The 17,395-nt window shown below is 50.6% G+C and carries 13 protein-coding genes; all 13 read right to left on the bottom strand.

The features are described from left to right. Positions 1-56 precede the first annotated feature (56 nt). Complete coding sequence (locus BLS62_RS08870) at positions 57-3,086, bottom strand: bifunctional [glutamine synthetase] adenylyltransferase/[glutamine synthetase]-adenylyl-L-tyrosine phosphorylase (RefSeq protein WP_093179529.1); 3,030 nt, start codon at positions 3,084-3,086, stop codon at positions 57-59. Then, positions 3,050-4,546: a HAMP domain-containing sensor histidine kinase gene (locus BLS62_RS08865; protein WP_093179526.1), complete on the bottom strand. Its 1,497-nt coding sequence runs from the start codon at positions 4,544-4,546 to the stop codon at positions 3,050-3,052. The genes BLS62_RS08870 and BLS62_RS08865 overlap by 37 nt, the downstream gene beginning before the upstream one ends. Continuing rightward, positions 4,530-5,210 carry a response regulator transcription factor gene (locus BLS62_RS08860; RefSeq protein ID WP_200798495.1) on the bottom strand — a complete coding sequence of 227 codons (681 nt, stop codon included), beginning with the start codon at positions 5,208-5,210 and terminating at the stop codon, positions 4,530-4,532. Before BLS62_RS08860 ends, BLS62_RS08865 begins: the two co-directional genes overlap by 17 nt. Before the next feature lie 301 nt (positions 5,211-5,511). Further along, the gene (locus BLS62_RS08855) at positions 5,512-7,068 is read right to left on the bottom strand and encodes a Do family serine endopeptidase (protein ID WP_093188653.1); all 1,557 of its coding nucleotides are present in this window, start codon (positions 7,066-7,068) and stop codon (positions 5,512-5,514) included. 156 nt (positions 7,069-7,224) lie between these two features. After that, positions 7,225-7,998, bottom strand: a complete 774-nt coding sequence (locus tag BLS62_RS08850) for an alpha/beta hydrolase family protein (protein WP_093179523.1) — start codon at positions 7,996-7,998, stop codon at positions 7,225-7,227. A 190-nt stretch (positions 7,999-8,188) separates the two neighbouring features. Next, positions 8,189-8,674: a cytochrome c-type biogenesis protein gene (locus BLS62_RS08845; RefSeq protein ID WP_093179520.1), complete on the bottom strand. Its 486-nt coding sequence runs from the start codon at positions 8,672-8,674 to the stop codon at positions 8,189-8,191. Between the two features lie 5 nt (positions 8,675-8,679). Continuing rightward, positions 8,680-10,689, bottom strand: a complete 2,010-nt coding sequence (locus BLS62_RS08840; protein ID WP_093179517.1) for a heme lyase CcmF/NrfE family subunit — start codon at positions 10,687-10,689, stop codon at positions 8,680-8,682. 62 nt (positions 10,690-10,751) lie between these two features. After that, positions 10,752-11,225, bottom strand: a complete 474-nt coding sequence (gene ccmE / locus BLS62_RS08835; RefSeq protein WP_093188650.1) for a cytochrome c maturation protein CcmE — start codon at positions 11,223-11,225, stop codon at positions 10,752-10,754. 80 nt (positions 11,226-11,305) lie between these two features. Continuing rightward, entirely contained in the window at positions 11,306-12,469 is a 1,164-nt protein-coding gene (ccmI, locus tag BLS62_RS08830; protein ID WP_093179514.1) for a c-type cytochrome biogenesis protein CcmI, read from the bottom strand. Between the two features lie 138 nt (positions 12,470-12,607). Beyond that, complete coding sequence (locus BLS62_RS08825) at positions 12,608-14,074, bottom strand: hypothetical protein (RefSeq protein WP_093179511.1); 1,467 nt, start codon at positions 14,072-14,074, stop codon at positions 12,608-12,610. Positions 14,075-14,290: 216 nt separating this feature from the next. Continuing rightward, the gene (locus BLS62_RS08820; protein ID WP_208990763.1) at positions 14,291-14,722 is read right to left on the bottom strand and encodes an RT0821/Lpp0805 family surface protein; all 432 of its coding nucleotides are present in this window, start codon (positions 14,720-14,722) and stop codon (positions 14,291-14,293) included. A gap of 221 nt (positions 14,723-14,943) precedes the next feature. Next, the gene (locus BLS62_RS08815; protein ID WP_208990762.1) at positions 14,944-16,365 is read right to left on the bottom strand and encodes a sensor histidine kinase; all 1,422 of its coding nucleotides are present in this window, start codon (positions 16,363-16,365) and stop codon (positions 14,944-14,946) included. Beyond that, entirely contained in the window at positions 16,358-17,023 is a 666-nt protein-coding gene (locus BLS62_RS08810) for a response regulator transcription factor (protein WP_093179508.1), read from the bottom strand. Before BLS62_RS08810 ends, BLS62_RS08815 begins: the two co-directional genes overlap by 8 nt. Between the last annotated feature and the right edge of the window lie 372 nt (positions 17,024-17,395).

Raw genomic sequence — 17,395 nt, 5'->3', positions numbered from 1 at the left:
TCATTAAAAAGGCCGCTCCTAGGAGCGGCCTTTTTGTATTCAAAGCTCAAAGCTGATCAAGGGGCTTTTGCAATTTGCTCGACTTTCCCAAGCAACCGCTCAAAGGTTTCGCGCACTTTAGCTTGCTGGTCCTGCATATAAATGGTCAGACGTTCAAAGTCTGGTTCACCACCCGTATCAACAAGCATATCCAGCAATCCACCCGGCGCCGTTTTGGGATCAAAATGTCCAGTCAAAGCGAGCTTTAGGATCTGCGTAAGATCCTCGTAGTGACGCAGTGCGGGCAAGAGTGTTTCCGCATCCTCTTCTGAGAGTACGCCAAGGTCACGCGCCTTAATAAGTGCGTCTTCAGTTCGTGTTTGAAGGATCTCTGGATGTTTAACGCCATGGGCCAGTTGAAGGAACTGGGCGATGAACTCAATATCAATCAGACCACCGGGAATGCCTTTGATCTGCCAAGGGCTTTTTGCAGGCTTTTCCTTCTGAATACGGGCGCGCATATCGCAGACTTCAAGTGCCAGTGTTTTCTGCTCACGTTTTTCCTGCAGAAGCTGCGAAACAGCGCAGTCGATCTGCATGGAAAATTCTACGCTGGAACTTGTAATCACCCGCGTGCGTGTCAGAGCCATGTGCTCCCATGTCCATGCATCTTTGGACTGGTAGTCCTTGAAGGACGCAAATCGCGTTGCAAGCGGCCCTGAATTGCCTGAGGGGCGCAATCTGAAGTCGACCTCATAAAGCACGCCCTCAGCTGTTGGCGCTGTTAGCGCGGAGACCAAACGCTGTGTGAGCCTGCTGTAATACTGACTAGGCGCAAGAGGGCGCTTGCCATCACTTTGAACAACATCCTCAGGGAAGTCGTAGAGCAAGATCAAGTCAAGATCAGAGGAACATGTGATTTCCTGCCCGCCCAGTTTTCCCATGGCGACAAGTGCAACATCTGCGCCGGAGATCTTACCGTGTGTCTCTTCCAGTTCTTTTTGCACAAGCGGTAGCAGTTGACATAGAACAGCATCTGCCAATGTCGACAGCCCCTGCCCCATTTCTGCAGCGCTGATGGAGCTTGTAATCAGCCGAAGACCCAGCAGGAATTGTTGTTCCTGTGCAAAAATACGCGCGCGGTCCAGCGCTTCCTCATAGTAGCTGGCTTGACCCAAAGTGGTTGCAAGTGCAGCGTTCACCTGCTCAGGGGTTGGTGCACCTCCAAAGAATGCAGGCTCCAAAAGAGCATCAAGCACATGCACGCGCCTGGAGACTATTTCTGCCATCCGCGGTGCATTGCCCATGACCATTGCCAGCAGGTTGAGCAGATGTGGGTTGGACTTCAGCAATCCGAACAGCTGAACACCCATGGGGAGTTTGGAAAGGAACGAGTCAAACGTCAGCAGCGCCTTATCAGCGTTTTCCGTTTTGGCGAGTGCATCCAGTAGGATGGGTGTGAACTCAGTCAAACGTTCCCGTGACTTGGGTGCTCGGACAGCTGGGTATCTACCATAGTGCCACTGGCGAATGATTTTGATCGCCTCAATAGGTCTATGGAAACCCAGCTGCATCAATGTCTCAACAGTATCAGGGTCTTCATCATCTCCCGTAAAGACCAGATTGCCGAGGTTTGTCGCCAGATCCGGCTCATGTTCAAACAGGCCGGAATAATGTTTTTGCACCGTCTCAAACCTGGCACGGATCTCTGTGGCAAACTCTGAGCGACCACGAATGCCCATCAGATGGTAGACGCGAGTAAGGGCTTCCTCATCCTTTGGCAGGATATGGGTTTGCTCATCGTTGATCATCTGAATGCGGTGCTCAACTTCCCGTAGGTAGCGATAGGCTTCTTCCATCTCGACGTAAGCGGACTGGTCAATCCAGCCGCAATCGGCGAGGCGTTCCAGCGTTATAATTGTGCGACGATCTCGTAACTGTGGGTTCCGCCCCCCGGCAATGAGCTGCTGGGTTTGTGCGAAAAACTCAACTTCGCGAATACCACCACGACCAAGTTTCACATTATGACCAGCAACAGTGATTTTGCCGAACCCCTTATGAGCGTGTATCTGCCGTTTGATGGAATGAACGTCAGAAATTGCGGCGTAGTCGAGGTATTTCCGCCAGACGAATGGTCGAATTTCTTCCAGAAAGATTTCACCGGCTTCTATATCACCAGCACAAGGGCGCGCTTTGATGAGAGCAGCGCGTTCCCAGTTTTGCCCAAGGCTTTCATAATAGACGAGCGCAGCTGGTACCGAGATAGCCAGAGGCGTGGCGCCGGGATCAGGCCTTAATCTTAAGTCTGTTCTAAAGACATAGCCATCACCTGTGCGCTCATTCATCAGTTTTACGAGGCGGCGCGTCATACGGACAAATTCAACAGGAGCTTCAGCTCCGCCAATCAAGCGGGATCTCTCAGGGTCATAAATTATGATCAGATCAATATCAGAGGAGTAATTGAGTTCTCCAGCACCGTGTTTGCCCATGGCGAGGATGAAATAACCCGCTTCTTTCTCCGGCTCATCATGGTCAACAGGGATGAACTTGCCTTTTGCTTCCAAGTCCCGAAAGCAAAAGCGCAAGCAGGCCGTCAGAGACGTATCAGCAAAGCGTGTAAGAGCACCGGTGACACTTTCCAAAGGCCATGCCCCGGCGATATCCGTCAGAGCGACAGTAAGCGCCATCTCCTGCTTTGCTAACCGCAAGACCTGCATAAGCTCGGCTTCTGTTTGCGGTTTGGCAATCAGGCAGTCCTGTAAAAGAATGGCAATCGTTTCTTCTGGTGGCGTATTAAGAATGCGCAGGAAGCGATGTACATCACGCAGCATGGTCTCGCGCAGAAACGGCGCATTGACCATGAAGCCCTTAATGAAACTGCGAAGATGTGGGACGCGCTGACACAACTGTTCAAACTCAGAGATCAGATCTTTGCGTTCCAGTTTTTTAATCAGGTCTTTAAGGTGCTGGTTGCCTAAATCATCATCCGCACAAACAGGCATTTTCTCCAAACGCTCAAGAAGGGGCGCAGGTGCCCCTTCTCTATGGACGCGTTTGAGAGTACTGGTTTTCAGCTGGTGGCGTTCTTCTTCTGAGCCTTGTCCCATGCCTCTTTGACCTCTCCGTCACTTGCTAACCCCTTGCTCAGGGGCAACACAATCCGTGCACTTAAGCCAGATTGTTTATCACTATCAGAATCATCTGCTGTTGTTGCAGACCTTAACTGCAATTCTCCATGATGGAGAGTTACCACCGCCTTGATAAGGGACAGTCCAAGGCCAGATCCCGGTGCATGACGTGAACTATCCAACCGAACAAAGCGATTACAGACTCTATCGCGATCAGCTTTGACAATGCCGCTGCCATTGTCTTCGATGCTGAGTATAGCTTGTTCGCCAATTTTGGATAAGTCAATTTTGATGGTAGGTTGAACATCTTCGTGTTCTGGACGCCCATATTTGAGAGCATTTTCAATAAGATTTGCCATTGCCTGAGCTAGGAGTTCCCGGTCACCGTCAACAATTGGGTCACCCTTGACTGACACAGAAAACTCAACGCCTTCCTCTTCAGCAGCTGGTTCATAAAGCTCACAGACATCATTGACGATCTCCGCAAGTCTTTGGGCTTTCAATTGCGCACCGGTCGACCCTGCTTCAACACGGGCGATACGCAGCAGCGCATTGAAGGTGTTGATGAGTTCATCTGTTTCAATCAGTGTATCTTCCAAGCAGCGCCGGCCTTCAATCTCCGTCAGATCTGCACGCAAGGCTGCTTCCACACGTCCCCGCATGCGTGTGAGTGGAGTTTTTAAATCATGGGCGATGTTATCGGAAACTTCCTTAAGGCCGCGCATCAGGTCCTCAATACGATCCAGCATGACGTTGAGGTTGCTTGCGAGGCGGTCAAACTCATCTCCATTACCAGTGACGTCCAGACGACCTGCCAAATCGCCCTCCATAATCTGACGTGAGCTCATGGACAGGTTGTCGATACGCTTCAAAATACGGCGGTTCACGAAGAACCATGTGATTCCGGCCAGAACCACCATACCTACGAGCCACAGCGTGAGCGCATCTCCCAGTAGGTTTTTCAAATGAACCTGATCTTCCAAATCACGCCCGACAAGGAGTTTAAAGTTGCCGGGGAGCTCAAAGATGCGGACTATGGCTTTGAATTTTGCTTTCTCTGTCGCAGGCATGCCGTGCGGCGTATAGGACACAAACTGAATGCTCCCGTCGCTTTCAGCCAAGACCTTTTCAGGAAGATAGGAGATGTTTCCTGTAATGACATTTCCGGAGTAATCCAGAATGAGATAGAGATTGGAATTGGGGCTGCGCACTCTGCGCTCCACGCCGACTACAAGGCCGTTGATCCCGTTTTGAGCGTATTGCTCGGCAAGGCCCTGAATTTCAGCATCAACGGTTTGTACGACCTGTTTGTTCATCAGATCATCTGTGTTCTGCGAAATGAAGATAAACAAAAACACAGAGAGCGCGGTGAACGACGTGAGGTAGATCGCCGCCAGTTTGAAGGCCGTGGTGGAGAGTATCCTAGTTAGAGCTGTCACGGATGGAGTACCCCGCACCGCGCACGGTGTGTAACAATGGATAGTCAAAGCCTTTGTCGATCTTTGACCGGAGACGCGAGATGTGAACGTCAATTACATTGGTCTGAGGGTCGAAATGGTAGTCCCAGACGTTTTCCAGCAGCATAGTGCGGGTTACGACCTGTCCTGCATGTTTCATGAGGTATTCCAGCAGACGGAACTCACGGGGCTGCAAAACAAGATCCTGACCAGCGCGCGAGACAGAGTGCGCAAGACGGTCCAAAATCAGATCAGACACTTGCAGCTTGGTTTCCACCTGCGGACCCGTTTTCCGGCGGCCTAATGCTTCTACACGAGCAAGAAGTTCTGAAAATGCGTAGGGTTTGGAGAGGTAGTCATCTCCGCCAGCACGCAGGCCGGTAACGCGATCATCCACCTGAGACAGAGCTGATAGGATGAGGACTGGGGTTTCATCACCAGAGGCGCGAAGTGTTTCGATTATTGAAAGGCCGTCTCGTTTGGGCAACATGCGATCCACCACCAGCACATCCCATGTATTTGAGATTGCCAGTTCCAATCCGTCTTCGCCATCTACGGCCAGATCAGCGGCATGTCCTGCTTCTTTTAGTGCTTTGAGCAAGTAATCTGCGGCTTCCCGATCATCTTCAATAATCAAGATTCTCATTTTTGTCATTCCCGGAGCAAGGCATTGGTCGTTTGCCCTAGAATGCGGGGAAACGATAAAAAAAAGCAAATGCTGTCAGAGGCAACCTCGAGCATTTGCAGAAGTTTTATTGTGCCCGGCAAAGGCCCCGTCAGTCAAACCCGTGCCGAGCTCAATGAGATGGTTCGTGGGGCTGGTCGTCAGATGAGGGCATTTGATACCAGCCCCATAACCAACCGAAACACATCAACGAGGGTAAGATCACATGTTTCGGTGAAGGATCACAGGAGGGGCGTCCTGCGATCCTCATTCGGGGAAAGGGTTATTCTTTGTCTTCATTTCCTTCCAACGGAATTGCAACAAACAAAGTGTTTTCGCCGCGGGTTACACGAAGCAGAACTGCTTTGCGGCCTTGTTCGCGTGCTTTTTCAACCTGCTCAGCAACGTCTGTCGGTGTTTTAACAGTTACGCCAGCAACCTCTGTGATGATTGCACCTGGTGCCAGACCTTTGTCCGCTGCCGGACCATCTGGAGCTACTTTGGTGACAACAACACCTTCTTCATCCACGCCTGCTTGCTCAGCTGTCGCCAGTTCCAGACCAAGGCTGTCTACCAGCGCAGTGTTGGCATCCTTGTTCTTGGTGACTGACGCCTTCTTTTTCTCATCAGGAATGGTGCCAAGAGTAACTGTTGCTGTTTTGATGTCACCATCGCGCCAGTAGGTGATCTCAACATCTGTATCCGGTTCGTAGCCAGCAATGACCTTAGCAAGTTCGCGTGGGCCATTCACTTCTTTGCCGTCAACTTTCAGGATAATATCGCCGGCTGTAAAGCCTGCTTTCTCGGCTGGAGTACCTTCCTGAGTTTCAGCAACCAGCGTCCCATTTTCATTCTCAAGGCCCAGAGATTCTGCAATGTCCTTGGTTACGGGCTGGATTTGAACACCCAACCAACCACGGGTCACAGCACCATCTTCTTTCAGGTCTGAGATAATCTTTTTGGCTGTTGCTGCTGGAATTGCGAAGGCAATACCTACGTTACCGCCACTTGGGGAGACGATGGCGGAGTTTACGCCAACAACTTCACCCTTGACGTTGAAGGCTGGGCCACCTGAGTTACCGCGGTTTACCGAGGCATCAATCTGGAGGAAATCATCATAGATACCTGCGCCGATATCACGACCACGAGCAGAGACGATACCAGCAGTTACTGTGCCACCAAGGCCGAACGGGTTACCAACGGCAACAACCCATTCACCTACCGATGGCGTGTCTTCAGCAAATGCAACGTATTCGAATTTCTCTTTGCCCTCGACTTTCAACAGCGCCAGATCTGAGCGTTTATCGGACCCAACAAGGGTTGCATCCAGTTCATCACCCTCACTGGTCACAATCGTGAACTCAGTACCACCTTCAACAACGTGTTCATTGGTCACGACGAAACCATCATCAGAGATGAAAAACCCGGAGCCTTGAGATTGGTCGTAACGTTTGCGTGGGGCTTTTTTCTGAGGAGCATCGCCGCCCGGACGACCATATTCGCGGAAGAACTTCTGTAGCGGGTGATCCTTAGGCATATCGCGGAACATCGGAGGAACACCGCTAAGGCGATCTTCCTCTTTGATCTCAGAGCGAACCCGGACAGAAACAACGGTAGGCTGAACTGCTTCTACCAAAGCAACAAAGCTTGGCATTGCGGGAGCGTTAACGCGAACAGGCTCTGCCTGAGCAGTTATAGGGGCAAGTACAAGGGGAGCAGCCATGGCGCCGACGATCGCGAGGGCCATGGTGCCGTTGAGAAGACTGGAACGACGTTTGGAAAAAAAATTAGCAGCAGATAGGGAAATAACGTTGGAACTTGCGTTCTTTGTCAACTTCATTTGGCTCAACTCCATTTGGTCAATCTCAGCCCAACCGGGGAAACGGGCTTTTTTTGAATTCCGTTGAGAATGACTATGCCTGAGCCAACCTTACAAACACCTATCTGCCACATTAATCTTCTGTAATGATGGGAAAACTATTGGGTCCCTACACGCCTATTTCTTTGCGCCCATATACCGGCTTGCCCATGCTGCAATAACGCGTGCCGCATAATCAGCATCTTTGTATTTGATCAACAAGTGATCTGCATCGTCCAGTGAGACAAAGGATTTGGGGTGTTTGGCTGCTTCAAAAATTTGAGCGGCATTTTCGATACCGACAGTCTTATCAACGGGAGAATGAAGCACCAGGACAGCTTTTTTAAGCACCGCCACTCTAGATCGCACGTCCTGAGCTATCAGATCGTCGACAAACTGTTTTCTAATCTTAAACGGGCGCTCACCAAGTTGGACAGTTGCCTCGCCTTTTTCTTCAATTTCATCCAGTGAGGCACCAAAATTATGGATGACATGATCAGCTGAAGCCGGTGCGCCAATGGTTGCGACAGCATCAACTTCGGGAATTTCCGCGGCAGCGGCAAGCACGGCTGCGCCGCCAAGAGAATGGCCAACAAGCAATTTGGGAGCTTCCAGATGTTTGCGCATGTAATCCGCGGCAAGCACAAGATCCTGAAGGTTTGAAGAGAAGTTGGTGGAGGCAAAATCTCCACCGCTGTTACCTAAACCTGTAAAATCAAAGCGTAGGACTGCAATGCCATCTTTTGTCAGGGCAGCAGCAATACGGCGCGCGGCTGACAAGTCTTTAGAGCATGTAAAACAGTGCGCAAAAAGCGCATAGGCTTTGGGTGTGCCTTCTGGCTTATCCAGACGGGCTGCGAGTTGGGCTCCCAAAGAGCCTTCAAATTCCAGTTTTTCCGGATCATTTGCCATGTGAATGGTTCCTGTCATTTTCCTGCGCAGCTGCCATCTAGAATAGCTCCGGGCGCAGTCAATACTTTATAAGACAGGTATCTAGTGCGCGCTTACACGCACCTTTACAATTCAACTGGTTGCAAAAAGAAGTGATTTACCGTGAGCCTCACAACTTGTGATCGTGAGGCCCCTTCGCGAATTTATCGCTCTATTTAGGCGTAGACATCAACTTGTCCAATTCGGCCTGCTCTTCGGCTGTCAGAGGTTTAACAGCGGATCCAGCCTTATTCTGAGAAGCGCCTTTTTTCTTGCGAGCCGTTCGCCACAAGAAAAAGCCACCCAAAACGAGAACCAGAGGACCGCCTGCCCACAAGAACAAAGTGTGAAACGCAAAACGAGGCTTCAGCAGAACGAACTCACCATATCTGGCTACAAGATAATCCAGAACTTCGCTGTCGCTATCCCCTTCGACCAACCGCTCACGAACCAACAACCGCAAGTCTTTTGCCAGTTTGGCGTTAGAATCGTCGATGGACTGGTTCTGACACACCACACAGCGAACCACTTTTGAGATTTCGCGAGCACGTCCTTCCAAAACCGGATCTTTCAGCACTTCATCCGGGTTCACAGCGAATGCAATACCAGAACCCATAAGAATGCATGAAAGCAGGGCCAGAACGAATTTGAGCTTCATGGTTCTTACTCCGCCGGACTAGCATTTGCACGCGCAAGTGCTGCAACTTTGCGTTTTCGTGCAGATACAGGAGCGCCTACACGCAAGCGACGATCAAACAACGCAATCGCACCACCTAGGGACATGATAAGTGTTCCAATCCAGATCAAGGTGATCAACGGCTTGAAGTAGATGCGCGTAACGATACCACCATTTTCATCAGTGTCACCTGTCGCGAAGTAGACCTGTGAGAACCCAAAGGTTGCGATGGACGTTTCGCTCATCGGCATACCACCGGCTGCATAAGCACGCTTGGTAGGCTCCATGATGTCTACAATCTGGCCGTCTTTACGAAGCGTATAGCGAGATACAATCTCTTCATAGTTCGCGCCTTTTTGTACCCAACTCTTCTCGTAGGTCACGTGATAGCCATTCTGCTCCAGAGTATCACCCGGTCGCATGACTTCCACACGTTCCATCTCAAAGGCTGAGGTGGCGACAATACCCAGAACAGTTATACCGATACCAGCATGTCCCAGAACAGAGGACCACACTGTTGGTGCAAAGCCTTTAACACGAGCAAAGGCACGCGCGACACCTACTTTGAAGATCTGAGAGCGATCTACAATCTCCCACAAGGAGCCGAAGATTGCCCAGAAGGCCAGACCAAAGCCGAGCGCTGTCAGGATGCTGGTGGAGCTTGCGCCCATGAACCAGATCAATCCAATCGTTGCCAGAATCGACACAATGAAAGCTGACGTCAGACGTTGGCTCACGCCCAATATATCGCCGCGCTTCCACGCCAACAACTGACCAAATGGCATCAAAATCAGCACGGGCACCATGATCGGGCCGAATGTCAGGTTGAAAAATGGTGCGCCTACAGAAATCTTACTGCCAGAGAAGGCTTCAAGGACCAGCGGATAGAGCGTTCCAACAAACACAGCTGCACAAGCCGTTGTAAGGAACAAGTTGTTGAGCACCAACGCGCCTTCACGGCTGATGGGAGAGAACAAACCACCCTGACGTAGCAGAGGCGCACGCCATGCGAACAAAGCCAGAGATCCACCTACGAAGATGAGGAGGATAGCCAGAATAAAGACACCACGAGCTGGATCAACTGCAAACGCGTGAACAGAGGTCAGGACACCAGAACGGACGAGGAAGGTACCAAGCAGCGACAACGAAAATGTCAGAAGTGCAAGGAAGACTGTCCAGACTTTGAGCGCATCACGGCGCTCCATAACAATTGCGGAGTGCAACAGGGCGGTACCGGTCAACCATGGCATAAAGGATGCGTTTTCAACCGGATCCCAGAACCACCAGCCACCCCAACCGAGCTCGTAATAAGCCCAATAAGAACCCATTGCGATGCCGAGGGTGAGGAAGGACCAACTGACGAGAATCCAAGGACGCACCCAACGCGCCCATGCGGCATCAAGCTTGCCAAGAATAAGGGCTGCGGCTGCGAACGCGAACACGATGGAGAAGCCAACATAACCGATGTAAAGGATTGGCGGGTGTATAGCCAAACCCACATCCTGCAGCATTGGGTTCAGGCCGGTGCCTTGTAACGGAGCCGGGCTAATGCGTATGAACGGATTTGATGCAACAATAACAAACAGAAGGAATGCGAAGGATACCCAACCCTGAGCGCCGAGTGTTGCGGCTCTCAATTGTTGAGGAATGTTGCGGGAGAACACAGCAACGAGCGCGCCAAACAACGTAAGAATGAGCACCCAGAGCAGAATGGAGCCCTCATGGTTCCCCCAGACGCCGGAGATTTTATAGATCAACGGCTTATCACTATACGAATTCTGATAGGTATTCAGCAGTGAGAAGTCAGAGGACAAATAGGCCCAGGTTAATGCGCCAAAGGAAACGCAAACCAGAAGGAACATAAGTATTGCAAGGCCAGGCGCCATTCCCATCAGACGGTGATCTGAATGAACGGCTCCCCACACTGGAAAGACTGATTGAATCGCTGCGACTACCAATGCAAGAATGAGCGCATAGTGGCCAATTTCAATTATCATTGCGTTTTCCTACAGTCCATTTCAGGTGCTGTACTTCCGGCCCGGTTGTGGGCTGACTTTGATTAATTTATTTTGGAACTCTGGTCGGTGACTGCGGCCTGCTCTTCTTCCATCCAATGTCCCTCGTCTTTGAGTGACTCATAGACTTCCTTAGGCATGTAGCTCTCATCGTGCTTGGCTAGAACCAAATCGGCATTGAAGACGCCTTTTTCATCCATAAAACCTTCGGCGATGATGCCCTGCCCTTCGCGGAACAGATCTGGCAAAATACCTTTAAAGAACACCGGAACAGTTTCAGCCTGATCGGTTACGCGAAACAGAATTATGGAGCCAGCACTTTTATCGACGGAATCATCTTCCACCAAACCACCAAGACGAATTCTCTGCCCAACAGCTATCTGCTGTTCAGCAATATCGCTTGGGCTTTGGAAATAGGTCACGCTGCTGGAAAGTCCATAAAGAACCAAGCCGACGGCTGACGTCAGCACCAATCCTGCAAGACCAATGAGGCCGAGTCTTTTCTGTTTACGTGTCATTTTTGCCAGTTCCAAAGATACGTTGCCAACTCTGAGCCACTAGGTTTTTCAAGCTGGTCGCAGCATTTATGCTATCTGCCTCATTTGGCAGGTGTTAACTTCAAACTCGCCGCCAGCTGGTTGATCTGTTTCAGACCAGCAGCATCGTCTTTCAGGTTTTCCTTGGCGCGGGCAACTGTTTTGATCGCCTTTACCTGTTCGCCAAGAATAATCCGAGACTGGATCAATCGTGCCCATTCGGCAGCTGAACCACCCTCTTCCGTTAAACGCTCATTCAGCTGAACAACCATTTGGTTGATCATGTCTTTGCGGTCATCTGCGCTCATTTGCGATGCTGCACTGACTTCCTCAGCTGTTGGGCTGGCTGGTTGTTGCGCTGCGGCAGAAAGCTCAGGAATTTTGCTTGATGCGACGGCACCTTGTGCGATCAGTTCATCGCGTTGAGCTTTGGCAGCATCTATCCAAGGCGCTGTTGGGTCTGCACTTCTCAGTAGGGCATTCCACGCGTCCAGAGCCTTATTAAGCTGACCTTTTTGGCCCATCGCCATGGCCAGATAATAGTAAGGTTGAAGCATTTCAGGCTGCGCGAGGTTGATCCTCCGCAATACCTTTTCAATTTCTTCGCTGACCTGCCCGTTGTTGGCAAAAATGCTGGCTTCTGCCCATCCAACCATCAGCTCAGTATTTTCAGAATACTGTTGCAACGCATTGGCGTAGGCGCGGCGCGCTTTCTCAAACTGCCCGGTGCGCATGTAGACTGGAGCGATGACTGCCCAGCCCTGACCATCCTTCGGATTTTCCTGCAAATGGTCTTCAGTGCGCGCAATGAGCACCCGCAAATCGGCTTGCCCTGATTGTGCGACCAAACGCTCTGCGCGTGGTTGGTCTGGCACCTCAGGAGAGCCAAATTGCAAATACATACCAAGGGCAGCCAATGGCATCAGTATAATCACCGTAAGCTGGACCAATCGCATGCGAAACTTAGAGGGAGCCGAGGTATGACCTCCCTGGTTTTGCTTATGCGCTGCCAACAAACGGCGCGACACTTCAATTTTGGCGGCTTCTGCCATATCCGGCGCGATAACACCGCGCTCAAGATCTTTTTGTATTTCATCAAGCTGAGCACGAAACACAGCTTCATCATTGCGCTCTTCAGGACTAACCTTGGGAGAGCGGGTCAATGGAACGAGTACGGTCAATGCGACCGCCGCCGTCAAAATTGCGAGAACTAACCAGAATGTCATAGTGGCCTAAATAGACAGGTTCTAAATGTGAAAGGCAACAGTTCCCCCCCTGCGGCGGGCCGTCGCAGGGGTTATATACCCACAAAATACCTAGGAAAATTCACTTACTTTCTAAAAGACGCAGGCGCAAGCAATGGGTTAAGCGGCGTTTTTTAAGTATGTCTTCTGCCTACGGATCAGGTTCGCGGTGTCTTCAGGCTCTAATGAGATCTCGCTCATAGAGATCAAACGGCTCAACTTTTGCGAAATTTCGCCATAATTGGGAACGTTTTTTGTCTCGTTTTGCGCTGATTTAGGCGACTTCAGCAGCATTTCAGAATTGCGGTCGATAAAACGTTCAACATGTTCGTGGGTAGAGTTTTGCAACTCATTGAGACCGAGGATGCCAGCGTATTGGGATGCAAGCTTGGCCAGTTTTAATCCCCTCAAACATTTGTGATAGGAGCGTTGAATCTGCTCGGTACGGGATCCACTCTGATTTTTCACTCTCTCTGATTGAATTTCTGAGGCTATCACCTCTTCGAGTAAAGACGGTAGGGTGCGGATTTCTTCCTTCAGCATGGCACAGAGGCGACCTTTAAGCTGGGTTGTTTGGTGATACCAGTGATCACATTCAACAAAGCCCTTGAGCTCGTCTAAATCCTCAAAATGAATCAGGCAGGCTTTTGCTGCTTCTGGTAAGCCGACAACAGAGCCCTCGTCCTTCTGCCACCCTTCGACAAGGATGATGCTTTGTTCAAAGGCAGACAACGCAAATTCCACAAAGACTGCATAAGGCGTCCCAACAATGCCATTGAGTTCTGCACTTACTGAGAGAGCCTGTGCGAGTTTTATGAGCTCCGCGGGCGCTTCATCCAGGCGCAGGTAAGACAGCGCGGCCAGATAACTCGCCTCCTTGGGATGCTTTTCGATATGAGATCGCAGCTCTGATAAACTCTCTCCCGACCTCATGGACAAAACGTCTTCTGCAAATGGTTTTGTGCGAACCATTACATCTTCCCAAGCGGGCGCGCGGTCCAGAATCTCCAGCGCGTCTCTAAAGAAGTCGAAATTAACGTGCCCACCAACTTTGCGGCGGAGTTTGGTCTTGGTTTGACTGTCACTCTCAGCCGCTATCAGTTCTTTTTTGGCCGCAGCAACCAAACGCAAGCGTAATCCTTCTGCAGCGATCGCCAACGCTTTTCGAACCGTATCATGTGTTGAGGGCAGATCTTGCTCTTCGCAAAGCTCTTCCAACGCAGTGACTGCTTCTGAAAACTCTTTTGAAAGAAGCTCACGCCGCATATAAGCCCAAAGCGTATCAATGACAGAGGCATCTATACGTCCAGCGCGTTGCTGCTTTAACGGGGCAGGAACCAAAAATGGCTGTAGCGGGCTCAAGATCGCGCGCTTTAACGGTGTTTCCAGAGAGAGCTTTATTTCAGGAATAGATGTGTTTTGACCAAGTAGCCGACGAATCGTCTGCAGCATGAGATCAGAGTTGGGGACAGACTTGCCACTTTGCAACGTGCCCTCTACGGACCGCTCCAACATACGCAATGCACTATGAGATAAGGCACCCAGTACCTTTTCCATCTGCAACGCTTTGTGGTTTATTTCGTGCATCCAAAACTCTCTGGTACTCAGCTTTATTCTGGCCCCGGCAAAATTATGCCGAAACCTGGATCACACACACCTTTATCAAAGGACAGAATTGCATTACCCCGCAGAAACTATCGGCTGAATTGCTTAATCAAGTCTTGATAGGCAATATTTTCCGTAGATAAACGGCTATAGCCGCCTAATTTTCTCGGGAAAGATTAAATTTGCTCAGGAAATTTGTTAGTTCAACGCAGCCCAGCGTTCGCCCTCTTCACAGGCTGCACCCTTGATAACCTGCGTTTTTTCATCGTAAGCAATGGTGTGTTTGAAGTCGCGGCAGCGGCGATCATTCACATAATACACCGGACCAGACTTTGCTGTGCCATTGGCCCCCGAGAATCGGTTCCGCCACACAACTTTGTTGCCAGCATCCGATGCGTTGAGTGCTTTGTTTTGCGCTTTGTAAACGGTATCCAGATCACCACTGCGGAGCATCTGCTTTAATTCACCGGCAGTTGCGCTGTCGATTGCAGCTTGAGCTGCACCATTCTGCTCGTTTTCTGAAGACCAGAACCCAAAGACAGATGAAGAGGATGAGGACTGCTCTGACTTTGAGAGATGGTCTGTCGTGCTACAGCCAGCCAAACCGCCAACCATGCAAGACAAAGCCAAAATTTGTTTCCAGTTCCGCACCAACATGCATCCTTTTTGTCGCTTTAGCGACTTATCAGTTTTCTGAAAAGGAACGATAGTTCCTTCCCGAGATTCTCGACAGTCTTTGAGCAAAAGCTGCGCCATTAGCCCGAAAACGATGTTGCCAAGCAACCCCCAAAACACAGTTAAATCTACTATCCGTACTGTTTAAAACAGATGCAACCCCTGCCCAAAACAGATTAGATTGACAGCGCAGGCAACGTGACTGTTGCCTTTAGCCCGCCCAGTTTGCTAGATCCCAGCTCAAACGCGCCACCATAAACGCCTGCAATATCAACTACAATTGACAAACCAAGCCCGGTACCCGGTACTGTTTCATCCAAACGCTGACCACGACGTACCGCCCGTTTTCGCTCTTCTGGTCCTAGTCCTGGACCATCATCTTCTACGATCAGACATATAAGTGACGCGGAGGAATTGTGGGTTTTGAGCGTCACTGACACTTTTTTATCACACCATTTGCAGGCATTATCCAACAAATTTCCAAGGATTTCTTCCAGATCCTGTTGCTCACCTCTGAACAACAGGCCTTCATCCATCTCAACCGATATCTCCGGCTCCTTGTCACGATGGATTTTCTCCATCGCCCGAGCCATGCGTGCAATGATCGGCCCTGCCTCACAAGACACGCCGATAACTCTGCGCTGAGCCGCCATGCGCGCCTTTTCCAGATAGTGCTGGACTTGCCCTCTCATCAGATCTGCCTGTTCTGAAACCTTCATTGCAAGCGGATCATCAGAACTGCGTGCCTCGTTGGTAATCACTGACAGAGGCGTTTTCAGGGCATGTGCTAAATTACCTACCTGTGTTCTGGAATGTTCCACCACTTCTCTATTGGAATGAATGAGAGCGTTGAGTTCCACTGCCAACGGTTTCAGCTCTTTTGGCAGGTCCTCCAGCACTTCTTCCTCTTTACCCTGCCGTACCCGGCCAAATGAATCCTGAAGTTCGTTTAAAGGTCGCAGACCAAAGCGGACCTGAAGGAAAATGGCGCCGATCAACCCCAAACCCAAAACGCCCAGTGTCGTCGCGGCCTGCCACGCAAAAGAAGTGGTGCTTTCGCCAAGTTCTCTCGTGCTGCCAGCAACAGCAATTGTGACAGGTGTTTCACTGCCGAATTGAATGCGTTTTTGCAGAAGGCGCAAATCTCGCCCTGCAGGACCAATGATATTGCGCGTTGCCTCTGATACCCCACCAAGATTTGGCATTTTGAGCGTATCACCGAACAAAGAATCGCTCTCATAAAGGACTTTGCCGTCCCGTTGAACTGTCCAATACCAACCAGACAACGGCATAGTGAAGCGTGGATCACCAATTTGCCGGGTCTCAAGCTTCTGTTGGTCTCCGACATTGGCAATGAGGCTGACAATAGCTGTCATATGCACGTCTAGACGATCATCCAGCGCTTTTTCACCAGCTTCACGAAACAGGGCGACGAGGATAGCGCCTGCAACGAACAGGGTGACAATAGCCCAGAGGCCAGCAACAAAAATCAGACGCCATGCCAATGACGTCTGTTGCTGTTTGCGGATATAACGGATCAGGTTCCAGCGATTAAGGCCTTTGGAGGCCATTTGCGGTTTGCTGTCTGTGTCAGGCATTTTCTTCCTGTAACCGATAACCCAATCCGCGCACTGTCTCGATCATTTTGCTGCCGAATTTCTTCCGCAAGCGACCTACAAAGACTTCAATGGTATTGGAGTCGCGGTCAAAGTCCTGATCGTAGAGATGTTCAACCAATTCGGTTCTGGAAATTACTCTGCCTTTATGGTGCATGAGATAGGACAGCAAGCGAAATTCGTGAGAGGTCAGTTTGACGGACATACCGTTTTTGGTGACTTTGCCCGCCTTGGTGTCCAAAACAATATCGCCAATGGAGATCTCATTGGATGCCAGACCAGCTGCACGGCGAACCAAAGCCCTCACCCGCGCCAGGACTTCTTCCATGTGGAACGGCTTGGCAACGTAATCGTCTGCGCCCGCATCAATACCGGCAACCTTATCACTCCACCGGTCGCGTGCGGTGAGAATGAGGACAGGTGTGGTATGACCATCGCGGCGCCAGCGCTCCAGCACGCTGAGGCCATCCATTTGCGGCAAACCCAGGTCCAGAATAATCGCGTCATACGGTTCGGTATCTCCGAGGAAATGCCCTTCTTCACCATCAAATGCTTTATCGACAACGTAGCCTGCATCTTCCAGCGCTTCGCACAGCTGCCTGTTTAAATCGCCGTCATCTTCGACAACCAACATCCGCATTACAAATACCCCACACCAGCTTCAAAGTTTATATCGCTTGAAAAATTCGTTCAAATTCAGGCAAGACTTCTTATATCCAAAGCTCTTGGCACTCTCGTTACTGCCTGCGTCCCGTTCGTGCGTTCAATCGCACTTGTGAAACATTTCCGTTGTTGAGCACCGACAGCACGTAAACCAACCCGCCGCCGCTTTCGCACAGTTTGGCTGAAAGGATCTGTCCGTTGACGCGCAAAGATCCTAAAGGCCTCGCCTGCCCACTGGCAACCGCCTGGCGTGTGGCGCTGGACGACAAACACGCAGCATGAGCTGGAGTGGACCAAGCGAAAACGGCAGTTACCAAAGCCAATGCCATCAAAGGGCGAAAAAGGAATT

Source organism: Pseudovibrio sp. Tun.PSC04-5.I4, from assembly GCF_900104145.1.
Classification (GTDB): domain Bacteria; phylum Pseudomonadota; class Alphaproteobacteria; order Rhizobiales; family Stappiaceae; genus Pseudovibrio.
This window is presented reverse-complemented; position numbering and strand designations above follow the sequence as displayed.

What these genes read in the sequence shown, in the direction of transcription:
- BLS62_RS08850 (WP_093179523.1), bottom strand. Translation starts at nt 7,998, where the DNA reads ATGGCAAATGATCCGGAAAAACTGGAATTTGAAGGCTCTTTGGGAGCC.
- BLS62_RS08815 (WP_208990762.1), bottom strand. Translation starts at nt 16,365, where the DNA reads ATGCCTGACACAGACAGCAAACCGCAAATGGCCTCCAAAGGCCTTAAT.
- BLS62_RS08870 (WP_093179529.1), bottom strand. Translation starts at nt 3,086, where the DNA reads ATGGGACAAGGCTCAGAAGAAGAACGCCACCAGCTGAAAACCAGTACT.
- BLS62_RS08840 (WP_093179517.1), bottom strand. Translation starts at nt 10,689, where the DNA reads ATGATAATTGAAATTGGCCACTATGCGCTCATTCTTGCATTGGTAGTC.
- BLS62_RS08810 (WP_093179508.1), bottom strand. Translation starts at nt 17,023, where the DNA reads ATGCGGATGTTGGTTGTCGAAGATGACGGCGATTTAAACAGGCAGCTG.
- BLS62_RS08825 (WP_093179511.1), bottom strand. Translation starts at nt 14,074, where the DNA reads ATGCACGAAATAAACCACAAAGCGTTGCAGATGGAAAAGGTACTGGGT.
- ccmI (WP_093179514.1), bottom strand. Translation starts at nt 12,469, where the DNA reads ATGACATTCTGGTTAGTTCTCGCAATTTTGACGGCGGCGGTCGCATTG.
- BLS62_RS08860 (WP_200798495.1), bottom strand. Translation starts at nt 5,210, where the DNA reads ATGAGAATCTTGATTATTGAAGATGATCGGGAAGCCGCAGATTACTTG.
- ccmE (WP_093188650.1), bottom strand. Translation starts at nt 11,225, where the DNA reads ATGACACGTAAACAGAAAAGACTCGGCCTCATTGGTCTTGCAGGATTG.
- BLS62_RS08845 (WP_093179520.1), bottom strand. Translation starts at nt 8,674, where the DNA reads ATGAAGCTCAAATTCGTTCTGGCCCTGCTTTCATGCATTCTTATGGGT.
- BLS62_RS08855 (WP_093188653.1), bottom strand. Translation starts at nt 7,068, where the DNA reads ATGAAGTTGACAAAGAACGCAAGTTCCAACGTTATTTCCCTATCTGCT.